This is a genomic window from Blautia argi (assembly GCF_003287895.1).
In the GTDB taxonomy this organism is placed as follows: Bacteria; Bacillota; Clostridia; order Lachnospirales; family Lachnospiraceae; genus Blautia; species Blautia argi.
Genome location: NZ_CP030280.1, coordinates 2,855,715 through 2,874,005 on the forward strand (window position 1 = coordinate 2,855,715; position 18,291 = coordinate 2,874,005).

General features: G+C 37.3%; 16 protein-coding genes and 1 pseudogene. 2 read left to right on the forward strand and 15 right to left on the reverse strand.

The window, feature by feature from the left end:
- Positions 1 to 44 precede the first annotated feature (44 nt).
- The 6 genes from tnpA to DQQ01_RS13910 form a co-directional block, all read right to left on the reverse strand.
- Positions 45 to 461, reverse strand: a complete 417-nt coding sequence (gene tnpA / locus DQQ01_RS13885) for an IS66 family insertion sequence element accessory protein TnpA (RefSeq protein ID WP_111920497.1) — start codon at positions 459 to 461, stop codon at positions 45 to 47.
- Positions 462 to 946: 485 nt separating this feature from the next.
- On the reverse strand, positions 947 to 1,096 hold the full coding sequence (locus DQQ01_RS16115) for a hypothetical protein (RefSeq protein WP_199797965.1): 150 nt from the start codon (positions 1,094 to 1,096) through the stop codon (positions 947 to 949).
- A 29-nt stretch (positions 1,097 to 1,125) separates the two neighbouring features.
- The gene (locus tag DQQ01_RS13890) at positions 1,126 to 1,458 is read right to left on the reverse strand and encodes a DUF3784 domain-containing protein (RefSeq protein WP_015542405.1); all 333 of its coding nucleotides are present in this window, start codon (positions 1,456 to 1,458) and stop codon (positions 1,126 to 1,128) included.
- A gap of 502 nt (positions 1,459 to 1,960) precedes the next feature.
- The gene (locus DQQ01_RS13900; protein ID WP_111920498.1) at positions 1,961 to 3,493 is read right to left on the reverse strand and encodes a glycosyl hydrolase 53 family protein; all 1,533 of its coding nucleotides are present in this window, start codon (positions 3,491 to 3,493) and stop codon (positions 1,961 to 1,963) included.
- A gap of 4 nt (positions 3,494 to 3,497) precedes the next feature.
- Complete coding sequence (locus DQQ01_RS13905; RefSeq protein WP_111920499.1) at positions 3,498 to 5,981, reverse strand: glycoside hydrolase family 2 protein; 2,484 nt, start codon at positions 5,979 to 5,981, stop codon at positions 3,498 to 3,500.
- A gap of 12 nt (positions 5,982 to 5,993) precedes the next feature.
- A complete protein-coding gene (locus DQQ01_RS13910) occupies positions 5,994 to 7,376 on the reverse strand; it encodes an MFS transporter (protein ID WP_040351280.1) in 1,383 nt (460 codons plus the stop codon).
- A 156-nt stretch (positions 7,377 to 7,532) separates the two neighbouring features.
- Between DQQ01_RS13910 and DQQ01_RS13915 the strand changes: the two genes are divergently transcribed.
- Positions 7,533 to 8,585: a helix-turn-helix domain-containing protein gene (locus DQQ01_RS13915; RefSeq protein WP_052530472.1), complete on the forward strand. Its 1,053-nt coding sequence runs from the start codon at positions 7,533 to 7,535 to the stop codon at positions 8,583 to 8,585.
- Between the two features lie 250 nt (positions 8,586 to 8,835).
- Here DQQ01_RS13915 and DQQ01_RS13920 read toward each other — a convergent pair whose 3' ends face one another.
- From DQQ01_RS13920 to DQQ01_RS13950, 7 genes and pseudogenes are all read right to left on the reverse strand, one after another.
- A complete protein-coding gene (locus DQQ01_RS13920) occupies positions 8,836 to 9,921 on the reverse strand; it encodes a transposase (RefSeq protein ID WP_111917880.1) in 1,086 nt (361 codons plus the stop codon).
- 551 nt (positions 9,922 to 10,472) lie between these two features.
- Positions 10,473 to 11,717: a plasmid recombination protein gene (locus DQQ01_RS13925; protein WP_111920500.1), complete on the reverse strand. Its 1,245-nt coding sequence runs from the start codon at positions 11,715 to 11,717 to the stop codon at positions 10,473 to 10,475.
- A 257-nt stretch (positions 11,718 to 11,974) separates the two neighbouring features.
- On the reverse strand, positions 11,975 to 12,208 hold the full coding sequence (locus DQQ01_RS13930) for a hypothetical protein (protein WP_003019356.1): 234 nt from the start codon (positions 12,206 to 12,208) through the stop codon (positions 11,975 to 11,977).
- Between the two features lie 72 nt (positions 12,209 to 12,280).
- Positions 12,281 to 13,292, reverse strand: a pseudogene (locus tag DQQ01_RS13935) (AAA family ATPase).
- A 133-nt stretch (positions 13,293 to 13,425) separates the two neighbouring features.
- On the reverse strand, positions 13,426 to 13,788 hold the full coding sequence (locus tag DQQ01_RS13940; protein ID WP_003019358.1) for a plasmid mobilization protein: 363 nt from the start codon (positions 13,786 to 13,788) through the stop codon (positions 13,426 to 13,428).
- A complete protein-coding gene (locus tag DQQ01_RS13945) occupies positions 13,781 to 14,866 on the reverse strand; it encodes a site-specific integrase (RefSeq protein ID WP_111920501.1) in 1,086 nt (361 codons plus the stop codon). The genes DQQ01_RS13940 and DQQ01_RS13945 overlap by 8 nt, the downstream gene beginning before the upstream one ends.
- A 14-nt stretch (positions 14,867 to 14,880) precedes the next feature.
- Positions 14,881 to 15,069 carry a hypothetical protein gene (locus DQQ01_RS13950; protein WP_003019365.1) on the reverse strand — a complete coding sequence of 63 codons (189 nt, stop codon included), beginning with the start codon at positions 15,067 to 15,069 and terminating at the stop codon, positions 14,881 to 14,883.
- A gap of 176 nt (positions 15,070 to 15,245) precedes the next feature.
- Between DQQ01_RS13950 and DQQ01_RS13955 the strand changes: the two genes are divergently transcribed.
- Positions 15,246 to 15,677, forward strand: a complete 432-nt coding sequence (locus DQQ01_RS13955) for a helix-turn-helix domain-containing protein (RefSeq protein WP_111920502.1) — start codon at positions 15,246 to 15,248, stop codon at positions 15,675 to 15,677.
- A 337-nt stretch (positions 15,678 to 16,014) separates the two neighbouring features.
- Here the strand turns inward: DQQ01_RS13955 and DQQ01_RS13960 are convergent, their stop codons facing one another.
- Entirely contained in the window at positions 16,015 to 16,512 is a 498-nt protein-coding gene (locus DQQ01_RS13960; protein WP_009247521.1) for a nucleotidyltransferase domain-containing protein, read from the reverse strand.
- 84 nt (positions 16,513 to 16,596) lie between these two features.
- Entirely contained in the window at positions 16,597 to 18,141 is a 1,545-nt protein-coding gene (locus DQQ01_RS13965; protein WP_009247522.1) for an ATP-binding cassette domain-containing protein, read from the reverse strand.
- Positions 18,142 to 18,291 lie beyond the last annotated feature (150 nt).

Sequence of the window (18,291 nt, forward strand, 5' to 3'; positions counted from 1 at the left end):
TCTGCCGCAGACGATATAGATTGCATCAACACTTGAGATATCCGCTAACATAATGACTCCTTCAGCGTATCCATAAGCATCTTCAGAAGTACCGGTTTGATCTCATTACTCATTCGTATAAGCAATCCGTCTGCTTCGATTTCAATCGTATGTGAATTGTCAAGGTGCATAGGACTGTTTCCATTATCTGGAATCAGTCCTGCTGGAGAAGACTCCGGTTCTATAGCAATCTGGACTACATCCTGTTTATGGAACGTAAGGTCAAGAGTGCTGGCTTTTCCAACTGGATCCGGTATCTGACAGGCTTTTTTGCGGAGACGGGTAACTGCATTGTAAAAACAGCTGGGAGATATCCCGTGTTCATTACACCATGCAGCATCTGTCAGGCCGCTTTGTCTGCATTCGGTTACCAGTTCCATCCATTCATCCAAGGAACGTCCTGGAGCACGTTTATTACTCATAATGAAACCTCCAAATGTAGTAAATTTCTATCTCCTATCAAGCGGAGTGTAGTAAAAATCTATTTACTATCATTATGAGTTTAAAAACGTAGACAGTAAAGCTGCCCAAGATTTAAGCGCTTACTATTTTTGGAATTTTTTCTTCTACATAGCTTCTAACACTGAACGTTTATATACAGTAATATCAATTAGAGCCAAGATAGAACCAACAGGCATAAAGAAACCTCGGAAGCCCTTGTAAAATGGGCATCCGAGGTTTTCTGTCCGTTATTCGAACTCGCAAAGTTCTATTTGCTTTGTAGTGTATTCCCGTTGTTCCAGTTCCAAAACAGTTCATTTTTGAACTGTTTTGTATGGATTCGCTATGTTTTCATCTAATTGTATTGTCATTTTATTGTCAGTAATATGCTATAGATTAAAATCAACTAATAGTCTTAAATACTATAATATTCATAAAGCACTTCCATTCCCCTGCTAGCTGAAATTTATTTACTATTCCTTATTAATGCAATGATTACGGCAATAACTCCGACACATAGCCATATAATTCCCTTTACAGTATTTCCTGCCAAAAACCAAACTAAAGAAAAAAGCATCCATATAATTACCAAAATTATAATTCCTTTGTTACTCATATACTTCCTCCTCCATAAATTCAAATTTGTCACCTTCTACATATTGTATTTCCCAAGACAATAATTATCACAACATCAGCTAAAATAATACCCAATGCAATATACACAAAAAATGCCGGTAAAATATTTTCAAACACCCCCATAATTAATAGAAGAATTGCTATAACAGACATTCCAATTCCCATTGTTCTGCATAGCTTTTTTTCATTATATTTTGCCTTTTCTTCTTTTGAAGCTGTATTATATCCGGAAATTAACCAACTTCCATGTCCAGAAATCAAAACTATGGAAAGTACAGCAAATATTATAAATCCAACATATACTACCCAGTCTGGTCCAGTTGATAAGTCTGCCAGTTTCATTTGTATAACACCTCCCACCAAATTTCGATGTTGTTAAAGTCCACAAGTCGAAAATTCTGCATTACTCATCATCCTTAATCATATATAACAAATTATTATATTCTTGGTCCTATGTCAAGATTTAGTACAAGTTAAAATGAGGTTTTCCTCATCTTAACCTGCCAGCTGCAATTCATCTTGCTGAAGCCTACGATACAGCTCTTCATAATCGTTTGGTGACATATAATCACAGTGACTATGAATTCGTTTCGTATTGTAGAATGCTTCCAAAATGCAGTTAAAGGATTTTTGCGCCCTAAAATACATACAGAAACTAGAAAATACAAATCTCCCGAAGAAGTTCAAGTATTAAAAATACTGATTTCTACGGGAGATTCATATTTTAAGATTTAGAGCCTAAAAATCGGTATTAACCGATAGCCCCATGATTTGAGAAGTTTTTCCTTCCTAGGACGCTTCAAGATTATCTTTATACAATAAACAATCTCATGAATATAGTTTATTATTCCGTCACAACTAGATACCAGGATGTTCCACTTTCACTTAAATTTGTTTGCTGACACCACTCACCATCTGCTGAAGAATTATTTCTAACGCCTAAATACAATCCACTCAATCGATTTTTTAAAGCATATGAACCATCATCCTTTTCAATCACTTCCCACATCTGGTTCCATCCTTGATTATATTCATACTGTATAATAGATGCCCCCACCTGCGTGGACATAGAATTCACATCCAAAACAAGACCACTGTTCTTGTTCTTTATAATATAATAGTTTCCATCTACCTGCTCAAATATCCATTTTGGGCTGTTCCATCCACCATACGTATATTGTTCTATACTCGCATTGTTATCCTGGGACCCCTGACATACGTTAAATGCTTTCTGACTATTCACGTTATAAAACTCATATGAGCACTCATTTGATAAGAATGTCGTACCCGTTTTGAAAGCATTTAAAGCATCTGTAAATCTAAGTGTATTTGAAGAAACTTCTTCAGTCGCACCTAATGTGTAACCATCTGGTAAATACTGTGAATTTGCTTCTGGTTCCCAATAGAAAACGCCAATGCCTTTATTTCCAGGCACAGTATTCAAGGCATTTATTTCTTTACGAAGCAGTTCATAGGTTTTAGCTGCATCAGTTTCCACCTCGCCAGTTTCACAAATCATTACTTCTTTCTCGTATTTTGTTGCCATATTGTATAGATTTACTGCAACATTTTCAATCTCATCTCCACCTGTCCAATACGGGTAGTAGGAAAGTCCTACTACATCGGTTTTTCCTCCGCATTTTGTAATAAAATTACTAAAAAACCATTCAAAATGTAAAATACCACTTCCATGTGTCAAATGTGTAACTACTTTTGAATTCGGGCTTACAGCCTTCACTGCATCATATCCACTATTTAAAAATGCCGTAAGTTGCTCGAAATCACCCGTTTGATTACTTCCATAGGGATATAGAACACCATAGCTCACTTCGTTGCCAACCTGCACCCATTCAGGAGTTATTCCATTTTCTCCCAAAAAATTCATTATATAGTATGTATAATCATATACATATTTTTCAATTTCTTTTGCTGAAGCCCCCGACCATTGTTCAGGTATATCCTGGCATAAAGGATCTGCAAAATGGTCACTATAATGAAATACAAGCATGATTTTCATACCTAGATTTTTGGCTCTTTGCGCAGTATATAACAACCCTTGAGTATCACAATATCCCAAAAGACATGTTGTTCCATCAGGTTTTGTCCAAACAAAATCTGTCTCCGGATTTACAAAAACCCTTAATCGAACCGCATTAATGCCTTTATTCTTTAACACAGACAACGCATCATCGACATTTCCGTCCTCATTCAAATATTGTATCCCCTGATTTTCCATTTGACTTAACCACCCAATATCCGCACCGTATACAATATCATTATCTTGCTGATTTGATGCATGAGTTGTTACCGGCAAAACCATTACTGCTAAAAGCGCACTCATTACTAATGAAACTATTTTCTTATATAGCTTTTTCATGCCGCTAGCTCACTTCTATTTTTCTTACTACATCTTCGCATCCATTTGCTGAAATTGTTACTGTAATGATTCCAGATTCATGTCCGGCTCTTACACATGCCATCGCATCTCCATCAAATGTATTACAACATCTGTCAAAATAATCTTCTTCATTAGACGGATTACTACTTCCAAGACCTTGTAATTTACCTGCACCATCAACAGATACCGTAATCTGTTTTATTTCTTGCTGGTTCGTTTTTCCACTTTCATCACAAAGCGTAATGTTCAGATAACACAGATCTTGTCCATTGGCAGTAAGCACTTTTTTATCCATTTTCACATCAAGAGTTGTTGATTTCTTAGCTGTTTCCAATGAATATCGTCCCCGTTCCATTCCATTCACATAGTCAATTGCCATCAATGTTCCTGCTTGATACGGCACGGTAAATTCAGCCATATATTGGTTTTCTTTTCCAGCTTTTTTTCTCCCCAGACTCTCATCGTTCAGAAAGAGTTCTACTTCTTCTGCGTCAGAATAGACATCGACACTTGCAGAAGTACCTTCGTATCCAGTCCACGTCCAGCTGGAAATATTATCTTTAAACATCCACGGAGTTTTCGATGGAGTCTGTCCATTACGATCAACTCGTTCAACCGCAATATATGGTTCATGCCTTAATCCATATACAACTTCACGATAATAACTGATTGGTCTTCGTACCCCTGTAATTGTGATATCCCCAATATATGCCAGACGATCCGGATAGACACTGCCAAAATTCTTTGTTCCATCGTAATAAAAAATACCACAGCCTGCTTCTCCGAGATAATCATATCCTGTCCAGGTAAAATCTCCTATAATATGAGAATAATCCTCTACCAATGTCCACAATCTGAATATATCTGCTGGAAATGTTTCCGTTCCCACTACCGCTTTATTCGGATGTAGCTGTGCCTCTAACACATGGCGTCCTGTCATGTAATTTAATCCTACAATATCTGTCGCATCACTTACTCCTGCAATAGCTTCTGATAATTTAGGATGTGCTGCAAATGCGTCTCCTGCCTCACCAGACATGAACTCCATGATTCCATTGAGTGCATTGCTTCCCATGGATTGCCCTTGATTGTCACCGCTATTCCCTTCATCTTTTCGTTTAATCAATGGAGCCACATCTCTCATAATTTCAAATAGTCTGGCTCCTGCCGCATTTAACCCATTCACGCCACAAGTCGTAAATCGTGTATCATCTAGTTCATGTAGTTTCTTACAAAGCATCCGGCTGATTTCAACTCCACGCGTTGTTCCGAGCTCGGATATTTCATTTCCGATGGAATAGATTGCTACACACGGATGGTTATAGTCCTTGTTTACCATTCTGGTCGTAACTTTTTCCCATTCATCTAAGAAATGTAAGGCAAAATCATGGCTGTTTTTATGAACCGTCCACATATCAAACAGTTCATCCATAACGATAATCCCCATTTCATCACAGATATCCAGCATTGCCTTGCTGATTGGATGATGAGAACTTCTAATACTGTTAAATCCTGCTTCTTTGATAATACGAATCTTTCTTCGTTCCGCATCATATATCGTTGCTGCACCAATAATTCCATTATCATGATGCAAACAAGTTCCCCGCAGATTCAATGACTTTCCATTTAGGCAGAACCCGTGTTTTCCATCTACATAAATGGTTCTGATTCCAAAATGTTCCTTCTGTTTATCAAGAATTTCTCCATTCTTCAAAAGAGTAACTTCTATTTGATAGAGATTTGGATATTCTGTATCCCATAAGTGTGGATGTTCAATCTCCACATTCCATGTGAACTGTTTTAGTCCACATTCCTCATCTGTGATTTCTTTCTTACAACTACAAATTACTGCTCCTTCATAATAAATATCCACTTGAGCTTCATCTGCTCTGGAATCTTCGGAGATGTTTTCTATCTGAACAGCTAATTCCAACCTTGCCATTTTTTCATCTGCAGATATCGTTGTAATTTTCACACCTTCCGGCGGAATATAAGTGGATCCTCCAAGATATAGATTGACATCTCGATAAATTCCACTTCCAGAATACCATCTGGAGTTTTCTTCTGCTGAGTTATCTGCAATGACTTTAATCTGGTTCATCTGTCCGTAATTCAAATATGGTTTCAAATCCACAAAGAATCCTGAGTATCCATACAGGTTTGTAGCCGCCAATGCCCCATTCACATATACCATTGCTGTTTCATATATCCCCTCAAATTCCAGAATAGCAGCTCTGTTTTCCCATTCTTCTGGCACATCAATGTCTTTAAAGTATGTATAAATTCCACCTGGATAAAATCCTGTCTGGCTTCCATTCTTTGTCTCTTTGGTACGTTTCTCATAAATCATTGCATCATGCGGTAAGGTCACAACCTCCGGTGCCTTTCCAGACATCTCCATGATTTTCAATGAGGAAACCACCCCTTTACAGAATTTCCAATTATCTAGTAACTTTATTTTTTCCATAACACACTGCTCCTATACATTCTGATGTTCTTCATCCCATTTCTGATTTGCTTTTTCTACATCAAGTCTGGAAAGTAAATATGTAATCAGCACACCGATGAGAACCGGAATGATCAGATATATCCATAAAATCATATTTGTCGCTCCTGCTGTCTGAACAGCGGCATCATTTACAAATCCGCCCACTGCTAATAACCAGCCCACTGCAGCTGTACCGATTCCACCACCGATTTTAACACCGAGAGAAGAACAAGAGTACATCGTTCCTTCCATGCGAATTCCAGTTGTTCTTGTTGTGTAAGCACTGGCCTCTGCAATAAACGCATTCAATGAGCCACTGAGGAATCCTGCAAATACGCCTTTTACGAAAAGAATAATGAGAAAAAGTGTGATATTTTTCGTTACTGCAGCATAAATCAGTGGAATGCCAAGTACACAACTGATGCCATATGCCCATGTATTTACCTTCTGCATATTACCGACTTTTTTAATAATGAACGGTGCAATAATTAATGCAAAGATTACCGGAAACATTTTCATCATATTTAGTAATCCATAAATTCCTTCATTTCCAAGATAATATGTTGCAAAGAAAACACCTGATCCTGTAACAAGATTGCTCATAATATAATACACAATGTAAATAGCAACAATCATCAGATAATATTTATTTTTCAAAAGGACTTTAATTGTATCCAGAAAACTTAATTTATCTTCAGCTGATTTTCCGTCCTCTTTCACAGTTACTTCCTCATCCGGAAGTTCTTTCACAGCAAGAACACTGATGGTATTTACAACAAGTGCAATTATTGCAAATACAATAGCAACCATTCTCCATCCATTTGCACCACCACCAAAAGCACTTACTGCAGAAGTTACTGCAAATCCTAATACAATATTTGTTACAACTGCAAACATGAAACGGAATGAACCAAGTTGAACTCTTTCATTTGGGTTTTTTGTAATCAATGCAGTCAATGATGAATATGCAATACCATTCGCTGTATAAAAAATTGCATTTAAACAGGTATAAAATACGAAGAAATATGCATACTGTGCAGTTCTTCCCATTCCTGCCGGAACTGAGAAAAGCAGTGCCAAACAACCTGATACACCAATTTGTGCATATAACATCCACGGTCTGGCTTTTCCCATTTTAGAATGTGTTCGGTCAATTATATTCCCAAAGAACACATCTGTAACTCCGTCCACACACTTGGATACCAACATCAATGTACCAATCACAGCACTATTCATTCCCATTACACTTGTAAGATACAACAACAAAAAGCTGGAAACTAATCCATAACTACAGTTTGATGCAAGATCACCAGATCCATAAGCTAACTTTTGATAAAACTTTAAATATTTTTTTTGCGAAGCATTCTCTCCCATTGTAACTTCCTCCTTAAATGTTATGCCCATTTTGCCGGCTCATGAGCTCTCTATATGATATGTTTCAATCATATCGTAATTATTATTCGTCAACAATATCATTTATTGGTGGAATATGATATACTTTGTAACATATCTGGGAATCGAGGTGCTTATATGCCGAAAATATCATTTAATAAAGATTATAAAAATGCATTAACTATCTATGGAAGAGAAAGTCATTTTAATCAATATTATCATTTAGAAACACCATTTAGTTTCGTATTAGAGACCTATTATAAGGATGAAGTAAATGAATATATCAGTTTGACTAATTTTACCCCGACTGACATTAAACACACAATTGTTCCAAACATCAGCACAATCTTCACAAGTCAAAATCGAGTGTTACATCAACATGATTTCTATGAATTCATGTATGTTTTAGACGGGACTGTAACAAACTCTATTGAAAATACTATCCGTATCTATCCCAAAGGTTCAGGATGTATCGTTAACCGAAATTTGAGACATGCCGAAAGATTTGATGGAAACTTCCGTGTATTTTTTCTCAATCTATCCAAGGAATATATCACTAAGATGATAAAAGAGACGCACAATCTCTATTTTGCAGAAGAACAGGAGATACTGGACAGTCCAATCTTAAAATTCTTGCAAGAAAGTGAAAATAATGATGTTCTGTCTAACAAGCAATTCCTTGATATATTTCCGGTACAAGGAAATGATTTTGCACATCGCTGTATGTATAAAAACGGAGAAAGCATCTCAAAAACTATGCTTTCTCCTACCTTTGGGAGTTCCCATCTGATTGACGGATATATTTGCAATATTTTAGGACTTATATGTGATACAACAGCTTTTCACACAACTCATGTGAAATTAGATTACAACAACGACTTTTTAATTTTTTCCAGAGCAACCCATATGATAGAAGATTCCAACGGATTGATTTCACGTAGTGAACTAGAAACAAAATTGCATTATAGCGGAGATTATATCAATCGGATTATCAAAAAATACAGCAATTTAAACTTATCTAGTTATTGTATGAACTATCGCTTAACGAAGGCCATTGATCTGCTCAAAGAAACGGATCTCTCGATTTCTGAGATTGCATTTCAGCTTGGCTTTAAAAACCGTACCCATTTTTATAAACAGTTCAAAAATCACTATGGAATGATGCCAAGTTCGTTTCGTAATCAAAAATAAATCTTATATCGTTTTATTATTGAAAATCACACTACTCTATGGGACGTATGGCTGCCCCGGTTATGGCTTGCCGGATAAACTCGGCTTCCACCGTATATCCGATCAGGGCAGGCTTGGTTTCATACCTTTGCAAACTGCTCATCCAGATCTTTCTCATCTGCATTGCATTTCAAAAATGTACGAAATTCCGATTTACCTATTTCTTTATATTTCTATCTATAAATGAGCAAATATTGAAATTTGCACAAAACTACCCTACCAGTTTCAAAACAGCTTCAAGTGACGCGCCATTTTTTATGAACTGGTGCAGATTACCGATTCGCTCTGTTTTGACTTGATCTTGAAAATACCGGTATCCTTCCTCGAAGGTATTGTATTTCCCAGAATGCATACAGCACATGTAATGAACCAATGACATGATCAGCCAATACCGCTCGATTCCCTGCCGTGAGCGGATCTGACATTTGTCCAGCGCAAGTTTGTTTTTGCTCTGACGGAAAAATAATTCGATTGGCCACCGTTCTGTATATGTGTCAAGGATTTCCTGTGTGGATATTCCGGCATTTGTGGATATAAATACCCTCAGCGATTTCGGATTTCCAAAAGCTTCCCGGGGATAGCTGATAATAACCACCGCGTTTGGAATATCATTGAGTTCTCCTTCGTAGCGATACACATAGAATTCACGGCCGCCAACGGTCACAAGGCTGACAGCACGGTCTGTTTTTCTCAAATGAAGGGCAAACTCACTGACTTTCTGGCGGATTCCGCATGGATAGATGACCCGGTTGGTCTTCAGCGCTCCAATCGTATAAAATCCTTTCCGGATAAAACTCTCCATTACCTTTACGGAGGTATACCAGCTGTCGCATAGGAAATAGGAAATCACCGGTGCCACAGGAAGTTCATCCGCAATCTCCTGGACAATCTGTATCTTTGACTTTGATTTGTCATACAGGATGTCGGCATAATTCAGTATGAGCCCATTACAGGAAAGCATGACAGAAACAATCTGATGCCCATAATCCTGACAGCCCTTTAAATGGGATTGATGAAAGTACGCCGCTTCAATTGGATGCCCGGCCTGTAACGAAGGCCTGGTATGCGAAGCAATCGTATCATCCACAATACAGAAAACAGGCTGTCCTGAGCGTTGCGCTTCCAGATAAATAACCTGTATGACGGCATTTTTCAAAGTATCCTGGAGAGCGGAATCATTCCACTTGCCGTGGTTCAGGAAATAGGCGGTTGTGGTTCTATGCTGGTTACTTACTTCGGCGAAATCTACAGTTTTCCCCCTGTAACCACGGAGGAAAACGGAAACAATGATAGTCATCAGATGGTTTAGGTACACATCGGATAAAAATAAGCCGAGTTTTAAGGTTTTAAAGTAATTGTAAATACTGTTAGAATGATGTATACTGTTTGCAACGGGCACCCCCTTGGTGTTTGAGTATGTTGTTTGTTGGTACTTCAATTATACATCATTCAACAGCGGGTGTCTTTATTTTGTGCAATATTTGGTATTTACTCATTTATAGTTTCTATTATAACAGTTCTCTATATCCGCTACAATGAAAGCATAGTTAGCTAGAACAAACTATTCATTTATCCATCTACAACAACTCACATCATTGCTACATGACATATCACTCTTCCGGGCGGGAAAGAAATCCACATCACATAGGCAATCAATATATTATATTCTAAGTACCGTGAGTTATATTATTGCAAACCTCCATTTCACCACTCAATTTTGACTCGGATACCGATACTCATCATCAAAATCATCATGGTATTTCTCATTTTTTCGTAGGACAAAAGTCAGCGAAACCCTTGTATTTACTGGGTTCTTTCTAACTTAGCATTATAATAACTCATTCCCCTCTATCTACCATCTCTGTCTATACGTTTCTTCTTGATGTTTTGTTTTGCATTTGCCTGTTCCAAATGCTTTGCAACTTCTATTGCTTCCTTGACCTTATTTTTTCCCAAAACAGCTACAACCCGATCCATATCATATGACACATTTAACAAAGCTACATTCTCTTTCTTTATAACAGATACTTCTTCTCGCAACCGATCTACACGATTTTCAAGATCCAGGTTTCGATCTGATAGCTTTTGATTTTTGCTTTTCAGTTCTAAATATTTGCTATACAATGCCTGTATCATGTTCGCAACTTTTTTCACCAAAGGAAATATTCTCTTCCTGTAAGATTTTGCAGACTCTAAAGTTCCGGCTTCTGGCAGCCATTCTTCCGGATAATATCCATACTCACGTGCATGTGAGTCAACAAGTCCAGCTTTTGAATTTAGTGCAGAAAATCGTTTTTCTAACACTTCTGTCTTTTTAATTACTGCATCTCTCTCTTTTTCTACCTGTTCTTTTTCCTTTTGGATCTCATCCACACATTCGCTGATATCATGCAAATCATGTTCCAATAAATTCTTATGTTCCGTTAATTCTTCTACTTCCTGTTCTCGAACCTTTTTCTTGTAATCCAACACAGAAAGATGTGGTTCATGAGTTCCTTTCTGCTCCCATTCTATCTCATTTTCCCTCATGACCATGGCTAATTTTTCCTTTTCTGATTGTACCCATTGATTTAGCTCCGTCTCACTTCTGGAACCACCTTTAAATCCTAATGACGATAAGGCTTGTTTTAAAGATACTCTTGTATCAAGTCCTCGCTTACTTCCTGTAACATAGGGAATAAAATCAATATGTAGATGTGGCGTTGCTTCGTCTAAATGCAGATGAGCAGCAAATACTCGCAACGTAGGATTCCGTTCCTGAAATCCTTTCATGTATTCATCTAATATCTTTGCAGCAAGTTGTCCTTCCATCGTTTCTGATCCCATATTGTCTTTATCACCGATCTGAAGGATAACCTCATGAAATAATTTTTCTTGTTTCCCGGAACGTATCTTTTCGTAGTAATCATCGATCTTACGATCTTTCCGAGTCTGCTTATCGTTGTAACGCTTCAAGGCATCATCAAACAATTCATGATATACATCTTTGATATCTTCATTACAATATTCAACGTTCCAATGGGTTCTGTTCGGATCCGTATTCTTTGCATGAAATTTTCTACTGTTATGGTTCAGGGAGCCTTTCCCTGTCATAAAACTAATTGTCCTCTTCAATAAATCTCCTTTCCTTCATTTTAAAACGCCAGATATGGCGATCATGTTTTGTTACTTTTGTCAAAAGTAACGCAAAAGCACTTTCGACAGCCTAACGTCCATCAAAAGTATCCTTGCGCCCTGCCGGGAGCTTTCAAATCAGCCAGTACTGTATCGGCTACACCACACAGCAATTCTCCTTGTTTGATATTCACAGGTGCGTGCCACGCTCCTGTTCTATATTCCCCAAACAAACATCACCATCGATAACTAGCTGACACTCCACGCTTATCTAAATATTCCTGTCGTGCTTTCTCCTGCTCTTCCTCAGAAGGAGCCGTCTTATACTTCGTATAGAGTTCATGTCTGACTAATGCATCCAATTTTTCTTCCAAGCCATTTCGAATATCTTCTTCATACTGATCATCTGAACCCAGATGATAAAAGATCAATTTTCGAAACAGTTCATAATCAATCTGTACTTTTTTCATCACTTCACTCCTTTTTAATCAAGGTGGCAAGATTCCCTATTCTTTAAGATATGGTAATCTTGCCATCTTCCTTTACTCTTCTTGTAACATCCAGAACCATTTATTCCCTATCTTCACAGAATCAATCTGTAATTCCTTCTTCGCATTCCAAAGTGTTTTTCTTTTTAATTCCTCGTTCTTCTGCTTCTTCCGCTATTTTTGCCTGTTCCATTGATCCATTTGCTAAGATCTCTTTTAAAAATTCTTTCGCACTTCGGATCTTTTGCCCTCGCCCATCACCAGACAATAAGTCCTCTGCACTGATGTCATATTTTCCAATCCAATGAAATCCTTTTTCTTTGTCTAATCGAAAGGCGATAGCATCTCCTTCCGGAGCAAGAGAACTCTTTACATGACAGATCACTCGGATTTCCGGTTCATCTTTCACTCTTCCAACAATCAACACGCTTCTTGCTGCCGCTTGAAAGTCAATAGAACCCAATCCACGATAGGATGATTTTCCATTACTATTCTTATTCATATGACCGATCAGAATAATGGCACATTGATATTTCTCTGCTAATACAGAGATTCTTTTCATCAATGGACGAATCTCATTTGCCCTATGCATATCAACACCAGCCCCTAGAAAGCCTTGAATTGGATCTAATACTACAAGTCTTGCTTTCGTCTGTATGATTGCTTCTTCCAACCTTGCATCTACCATTGTTAATGGCTGATCCTGGTCATCAATTACCAAAACTCTGGAACAATCTGCCCCTGCCGCTAACAATCTCGGTTTGATCGTATCGCCCAATCCATCTTCAGCTGTTTGATAAATCACATTGATTGGCTCTACACCTGTCTCTTCGGATTTTCCTTCGCTTGTTTCACTTAATATTGCTTCTCCTTTTGTTAACTTTGCAATGATCTGCAACACTACCGTAGTCTTCCCCTCTCCAGGATCTCCCTGAATAATGGTGACCTTCCCATATGGTATGAAGGGATAAAAGAGCCATTCGATTTCTTCCACTTCAACCTGATCCATGTGGATCAATTTCAGGCATGGTTCTGCCTTTTTTACTTCTCTATAATTATCTTCCATTTCCACCTCCTGCCCAACCGGGCAAGTCCCTGGCAAACAGAATTTAACAATTGTTGCAACAACAATTTTGTGATATACTCAAGTTGTTAGGATGGTATATCAGTTATTCTGATAATCAGGGAACTTGCTCAGATTATTTCTGGGCTTTTTCTTTTTTCCTTCTTTCATAGTTTCTTTCTTCTGCAAATGCATTTAATATCTCCAACATTGTTCGAATAGGTGTAAACAACTCTTCATCGGCATCCTCTAATGTAGTTAACCTTTTTAGTTCCTCTTCAATCCCTCGAAGCTGTTTTCTAAACTGTACTAACATCAACGGATTTCCTACTGCTGTGACTTTTTGATGTAAAACACTTTCAATGATATATTCTTGTCTCGTCTGGTATCCACAAATCTTTACTCTTAAATCTAGCTCTTTATTTTCTTCCGGAGACATTCGAAACGCTATGGTCACATTACGCCACCGATTCTTGTTATCCCTATTTTTTTCACTCATCCAGATATTCCTCTCTTTCCTGATTTAGATTTTCCGCCATTTCTGTTTGGATTGTCGGGAATAAATGCGCATATCGATATGTGATTTCCACACTTTCATGCCCTACCCTTTCTCCAATTGCCACCGCAGAATATCCCATATTAATCAACAATGACACGTGAGAATGTCGTAAATCATGGATTCGTATTCTCTTCACTCCTGACAACTTCACACCACGATCCATTTCATGATGAAGATAGCTTTTTGAAATTTGGAATATCCTGTCATTTTCATTTAAACCATACAGCATTCCTATATACGCTTCTAATTCTTCGCTTAAAAATTCCGGCATGGTGATCATACGATTACTCTTCACAGTCTTAGGATCCGTAATAATATCCTTCCCCTCTAATCTTTGATAAGACTTATTGATCCGGATAGTACAAGCCTGAAAATCGAAATCTGCCGGTGTCAGTGCTAACAACTCTCCCATACGCACTCCACACCAATATAAGATTTCAAATGCATAAAAGGAGATTGGCTTATCCGCCACCGCTTCAATGAACTTCATATACTCTTCTTTTGTCCAGAAAAGCATCTCTTTTGTTCTTTCTTTTCCCATAGATCCTGCCTTGCGTGCAGCATTGCTTTTCAAATCATAGAAATTAACTGCATGATTCAAAATTGCACTCAGCTGATTATGGATGGTCTTTAGATAGACCTTTGAATAGCCTTCTCCTTGTTTATTTCGATAGTTCATCATGGTGTTCTGCCACTGTCGAATATCGGAAGGTTTTATTTCCTGCAACTTCTTTTTCGAAAAATATGGGAGAATCTTTTTTTCTACAATATGCTTTTTCGTCAGCCAGGTATTATATTTGATTCTGGATTTGATATCATTCAGATAAAGATCTACGAAATCTTCAAAATACATATCCAGACTCAAATTCTCCTTTAATTTAAACGCTCTTTCCCATTCCTGGGCATCACATTTGCGTTTAAATCCTCTTTTCGTCTTCTGCTTTCTTACGCCGGTCCAGTCCTTATAATAGGTTCTTACCTCATAAGTATTTGATTTTGGGTTTTTGATTACTGTCAAAACATCACCTCCTGCTATTTCATTTCGTTCATACCGTAAACTCGTTCTTCAAAATATTTACGGCTGATTTTTCCTTTGACAACAACGAAACCTTTTTGCTCCAATTCAGCATTTAACTGACGGATCAAACGATACGCATAGGAATCAGATACTTCTAATTCTTTCGCTACTTCTTTTGCTGATATAAATAATTTACTAGCCATCTATATCCCTCCTTTCTTTTTTCAGTTCATTATCGAACGGTGTATATGCATCATAACATTTCACTTCCGTACTGTCAATAGAATAATTTCAAAAATGAACGGTTTATTTTTATATTTCATTTTTGAACTGTTTATGCTATACTTTTAAGTAACAATCAGCAAAGGAGTGTTTTCTTATGACAGTAGGTGAGAAAATAAGAAAATTCCGGATCGATCAAGGATATACACAGAAAGAATTGGCAATCATGTCCGGATTGAGCGAATCGGCAATTAGAAATTATGAACTTGGGAATCGTTTTCCATCATCAGAACAATTGGAAAAAATAGCAAACTCATTAAAGATCAGTCCATACGCCATGTCTGATCCAAACTTTGATACTTATGTTAGTGTCATGCACGCATTATTTGCTTTAGAGGATCAATATGGTCTGCACGCCTACCGGGATGAATCCGGCGTACCGCAGCTCATGTTTAAAGACAAAGGACATGATTCTTTAAATATGCTGGATCATATTGGAGCATGGGCTGATATGTACCAGAAATTCAGAAATGAAGATATTACAGAAAAAGAATATTTAGACTGGAAGAGTCAATTCCCAGCTAAATAAGAAGAAATTATTTACAATCATATTAAAAAAGTATTGTCATTTGATTGTCAACGGACATAGGAAGAGCCAAGAAAGCCCGTAAAATAGGCATTTCTTGGCTCTAATATATTATTCAAACTCTACAAAGACTAACGCTTTTTGTTTAGGAATTATTCTCTGTAATGTTTCTCGTTCTTTTGATTATTTGATATATCCATATTATCCTGCCTATACGAGCTAATGTTATCATTTTGTTATCGGCATTGATAACACCTACTCGATACTGTGGATAATAACTATATGTAGCCATGTCAAATATAAGCTATTTTGCTTAGAGATTCAACACAAAACTGAAATTTTACTTTTCCTTATATTCATCTGGTATTGCTATTTGAAATGTTTCACACAACAGCATCACATCATGCACATCATTTTTATCGTGTTCATATCCCAAATGAAGCATTACCTGACTCAATGGTTCAATACAAGAAACAGTTATATCTCCAACTTTTCCAATACCGGAAAAAGTTTTTGATGGAAATATATCTCCCTCATAAACAATTCCGTCATCTGTAAATTCAAAACAATGTAAATCAATGATTCTTTGTTTATCATCTTTCCAGACAGTATGACCATCCGTTGTATAATCAGTATTTACTTCCTCAAATCCATGCTGCTTAATCACATAAATATAATCATGATAATGTTTCAGTTCAACAAACAAATCAATATCATTGTGTATTCTTGATTCTCTTTTAAGAAGTGCATCAACACCCCATCCGCCATCTAAATATACTTTAATTTCGTTTTGCAAAGCATATTTTATAATTTCACATGCATCTTCTGTACGTACCATAATCTATCCTCCAAATTCAAATCTTTGTATGCTTTCCAACTCACTAAAAGCCTGAAATTTGTCAGTCTTTCATCCTTTTTGTTATCAATCACCAATTAGCTGTAATCCATTAGGATTTAGCTGATATATTTTATCGCACACCTCTTCAATATACTTTCTATCGTGAGAAATGCTAATGACAGCCCCCGGAAATTCTCGGAGCATTTTTCTTATTACCGGACCGGACAATGGTGAAAAATTTCTTGTCGGTTCATCCAGAATAAGAACATTTGCACCACTTAAGCTCATCCTCAAGAGAAGCACTTTCGCCTTTTGTCCGCCTGATAACTCCCGAATCGGATGCTCCATTTCATCTGGTGTGTATTTAAGTGAACCAAGGTATGTTCTAATTCTTGTACGCTCTTCTTTATCTCCTGTTTTATCAAGGTAATCAACCGGTGTAACATCCAAATCCAGCAGGTCTTCATAAGTTTGAGGCATATATTCTGCTTTAATGTCATTCCGATTTAGGAGTTCTTCCGCTATCTTTTTTAGAAGAGTCGTTTTTCCTGCCCCGTTGGCTCCTATCATACAGATTTTTTCTGAACCTTTTATTTTTAAATGAATTCCTTCTGCTAAAATTCTTTTGCCATCCGGAGTCACAAGCTTTGAAAGTTCATATTCTATGACCGTTTTTCCTGCGGGAATGTGTGAGTTTTCATCCCCTAATTTGACAAAGATTGCTTCTTCCTGTTCCGGCATCTGAGTCATATTTTCATCTTCTTTTTCAAATCTTCGTTCCATTGCCTTAACCGTATGCATTTTGTCCTTTAAGTTTTTGGCAACAGACGGTGCTTGTCTGGTACAACTTCTTAATGCACCTTGTACACTCTGCATAACTCTTTGATATTTTTCATCGCGAATCTTTTTCTCCCTACGGTCACTCAGTGCCCGCTGTTTTTGGATTTCAAATTTATGAAGCCGTTCTTCCACATAGCGTCTATAGGGAAGCTTTGCCACGGTATATCTCGCCTTTGTTTTTCGTATAATCTGCTCGATATGTATCACCATGTTGGCAGTACGCTCTATCAGCGTTTCATCGTGTGAAATAAAAAGCACAATGTGCTTCCAGTCATTTATGATTTTTTCCAGTAATGTAAGCGTCGCAATGTCGATGTCATTGGAAGGTTCGTCCAACAACAGCACAGAAACATCGCGAATGAAAAGCCTCATAAGTTGTGTCTTGACTTTTTCGCCTCCTGAAAGACTACCCATTGTCTGGTTACTGTAGAAAAAATCATTTTTCATTCCAAATTTTCCCGCAATAACAGACAATTCTTTAGGCGTTTTCTCCCAGAATATTTCCTCTTCAGAAAAATATTCGTATATTGTTTTTTCCTTATCTTCATCGAGCATCTCCTGCGGAAGATAACCAAGACGTTCGTGTCCCATTATCCTTTCCCCATCTGCTTCTATATAGTTTTCTACAAGCGACGGATTGTATATCCACTTCATTAATGTCGATTTCCCATTTCCCTCTTCTCCAATAATAACTGCCTTATCTCCATCATTTAGCACAAGGTTGAAATCATTAAGAATTATTCTCAGGTCTTTTTTATGTGTTAAATTTAATTTTTTTATCTGCAACATTAAAGTTTCTCCTTTTCGAAGTCTGAGCCAATTATTATTTTGAACACACAAAAACGAGTCTTTTTTGCATACGCAAAAATAGACTCGCTAAATAGACCCTTATTTCTTTTCCAAAAGGAAAACAAAGGAAATGCCTCTTGCGATAATCCA

Excerpts from the sequence above, each read along its gene's own strand:
- tnpA (WP_111920497.1), bottom strand. The coding sequence starts at position 461 with ATGAGTAATAAACGTGCTCCAGGACGTTCCTTGGATGAATGGATGGAA.
- DQQ01_RS16115 (WP_199797965.1), bottom strand. The coding sequence starts at position 1,096 with ATGAGTAACAAAGGAATTATAATTTTGGTAATTATATGGATGCTTTTT.
- DQQ01_RS13890 (WP_015542405.1), bottom strand. The coding sequence starts at position 1,458 with ATGAAACTGGCAGACTTATCAACTGGACCAGACTGGGTAGTATATGTT.
- DQQ01_RS13900 (WP_111920498.1), bottom strand. The coding sequence starts at position 3,493 with ATGAAAAAGCTATATAAGAAAATAGTTTCATTAGTAATGAGTGCGCTT.
- DQQ01_RS13905 (WP_111920499.1), bottom strand. The coding sequence starts at position 5,981 with ATGGAAAAAATAAAGTTACTAGATAATTGGAAATTCTGTAAAGGGGTG.
- DQQ01_RS13910 (WP_040351280.1), bottom strand. The coding sequence starts at position 7,376 with ATGGGAGAGAATGCTTCGCAAAAAAAATATTTAAAGTTTTATCAAAAG.
- DQQ01_RS13915 (WP_052530472.1), top strand. The coding sequence starts at position 7,533 with ATGCCGAAAATATCATTTAATAAAGATTATAAAAATGCATTAACTATC.
- DQQ01_RS13920 (WP_111917880.1), bottom strand. The coding sequence starts at position 9,921 with ATGACTATCATTGTTTCCGTTTTCCTCCGTGGTTACAGGGGGAAAACT.
- DQQ01_RS13925 (WP_111920500.1), bottom strand. The coding sequence starts at position 11,717 with ATGACAGGGAAAGGCTCCCTGAACCATAACAGTAGAAAATTTCATGCA.
- DQQ01_RS13930 (WP_003019356.1), bottom strand. The coding sequence starts at position 12,208 with ATGAAAAAAGTACAGATTGATTATGAACTGTTTCGAAAATTGATCTTT.
- DQQ01_RS13940 (WP_003019358.1), bottom strand. The coding sequence starts at position 13,788 with ATGAGTGAAAAAAATAGGGATAACAAGAATCGGTGGCGTAATGTGACC.
- DQQ01_RS13950 (WP_003019365.1), bottom strand. The coding sequence starts at position 15,069 with ATGGCTAGTAAATTATTTATATCAGCAAAAGAAGTAGCGAAAGAATTA.
- DQQ01_RS13955 (WP_111920502.1), top strand. The coding sequence starts at position 15,246 with ATGACAGTAGGTGAGAAAATAAGAAAATTCCGGATCGATCAAGGATAT.
- DQQ01_RS13960 (WP_009247521.1), bottom strand. The coding sequence starts at position 16,512 with ATGGTACGTACAGAAGATGCATGTGAAATTATAAAATATGCTTTGCAA.
- DQQ01_RS13965 (WP_009247522.1), bottom strand. The coding sequence starts at position 18,141 with ATGTTGCAGATAAAAAAATTAAATTTAACACATAAAAAAGACCTGAGA.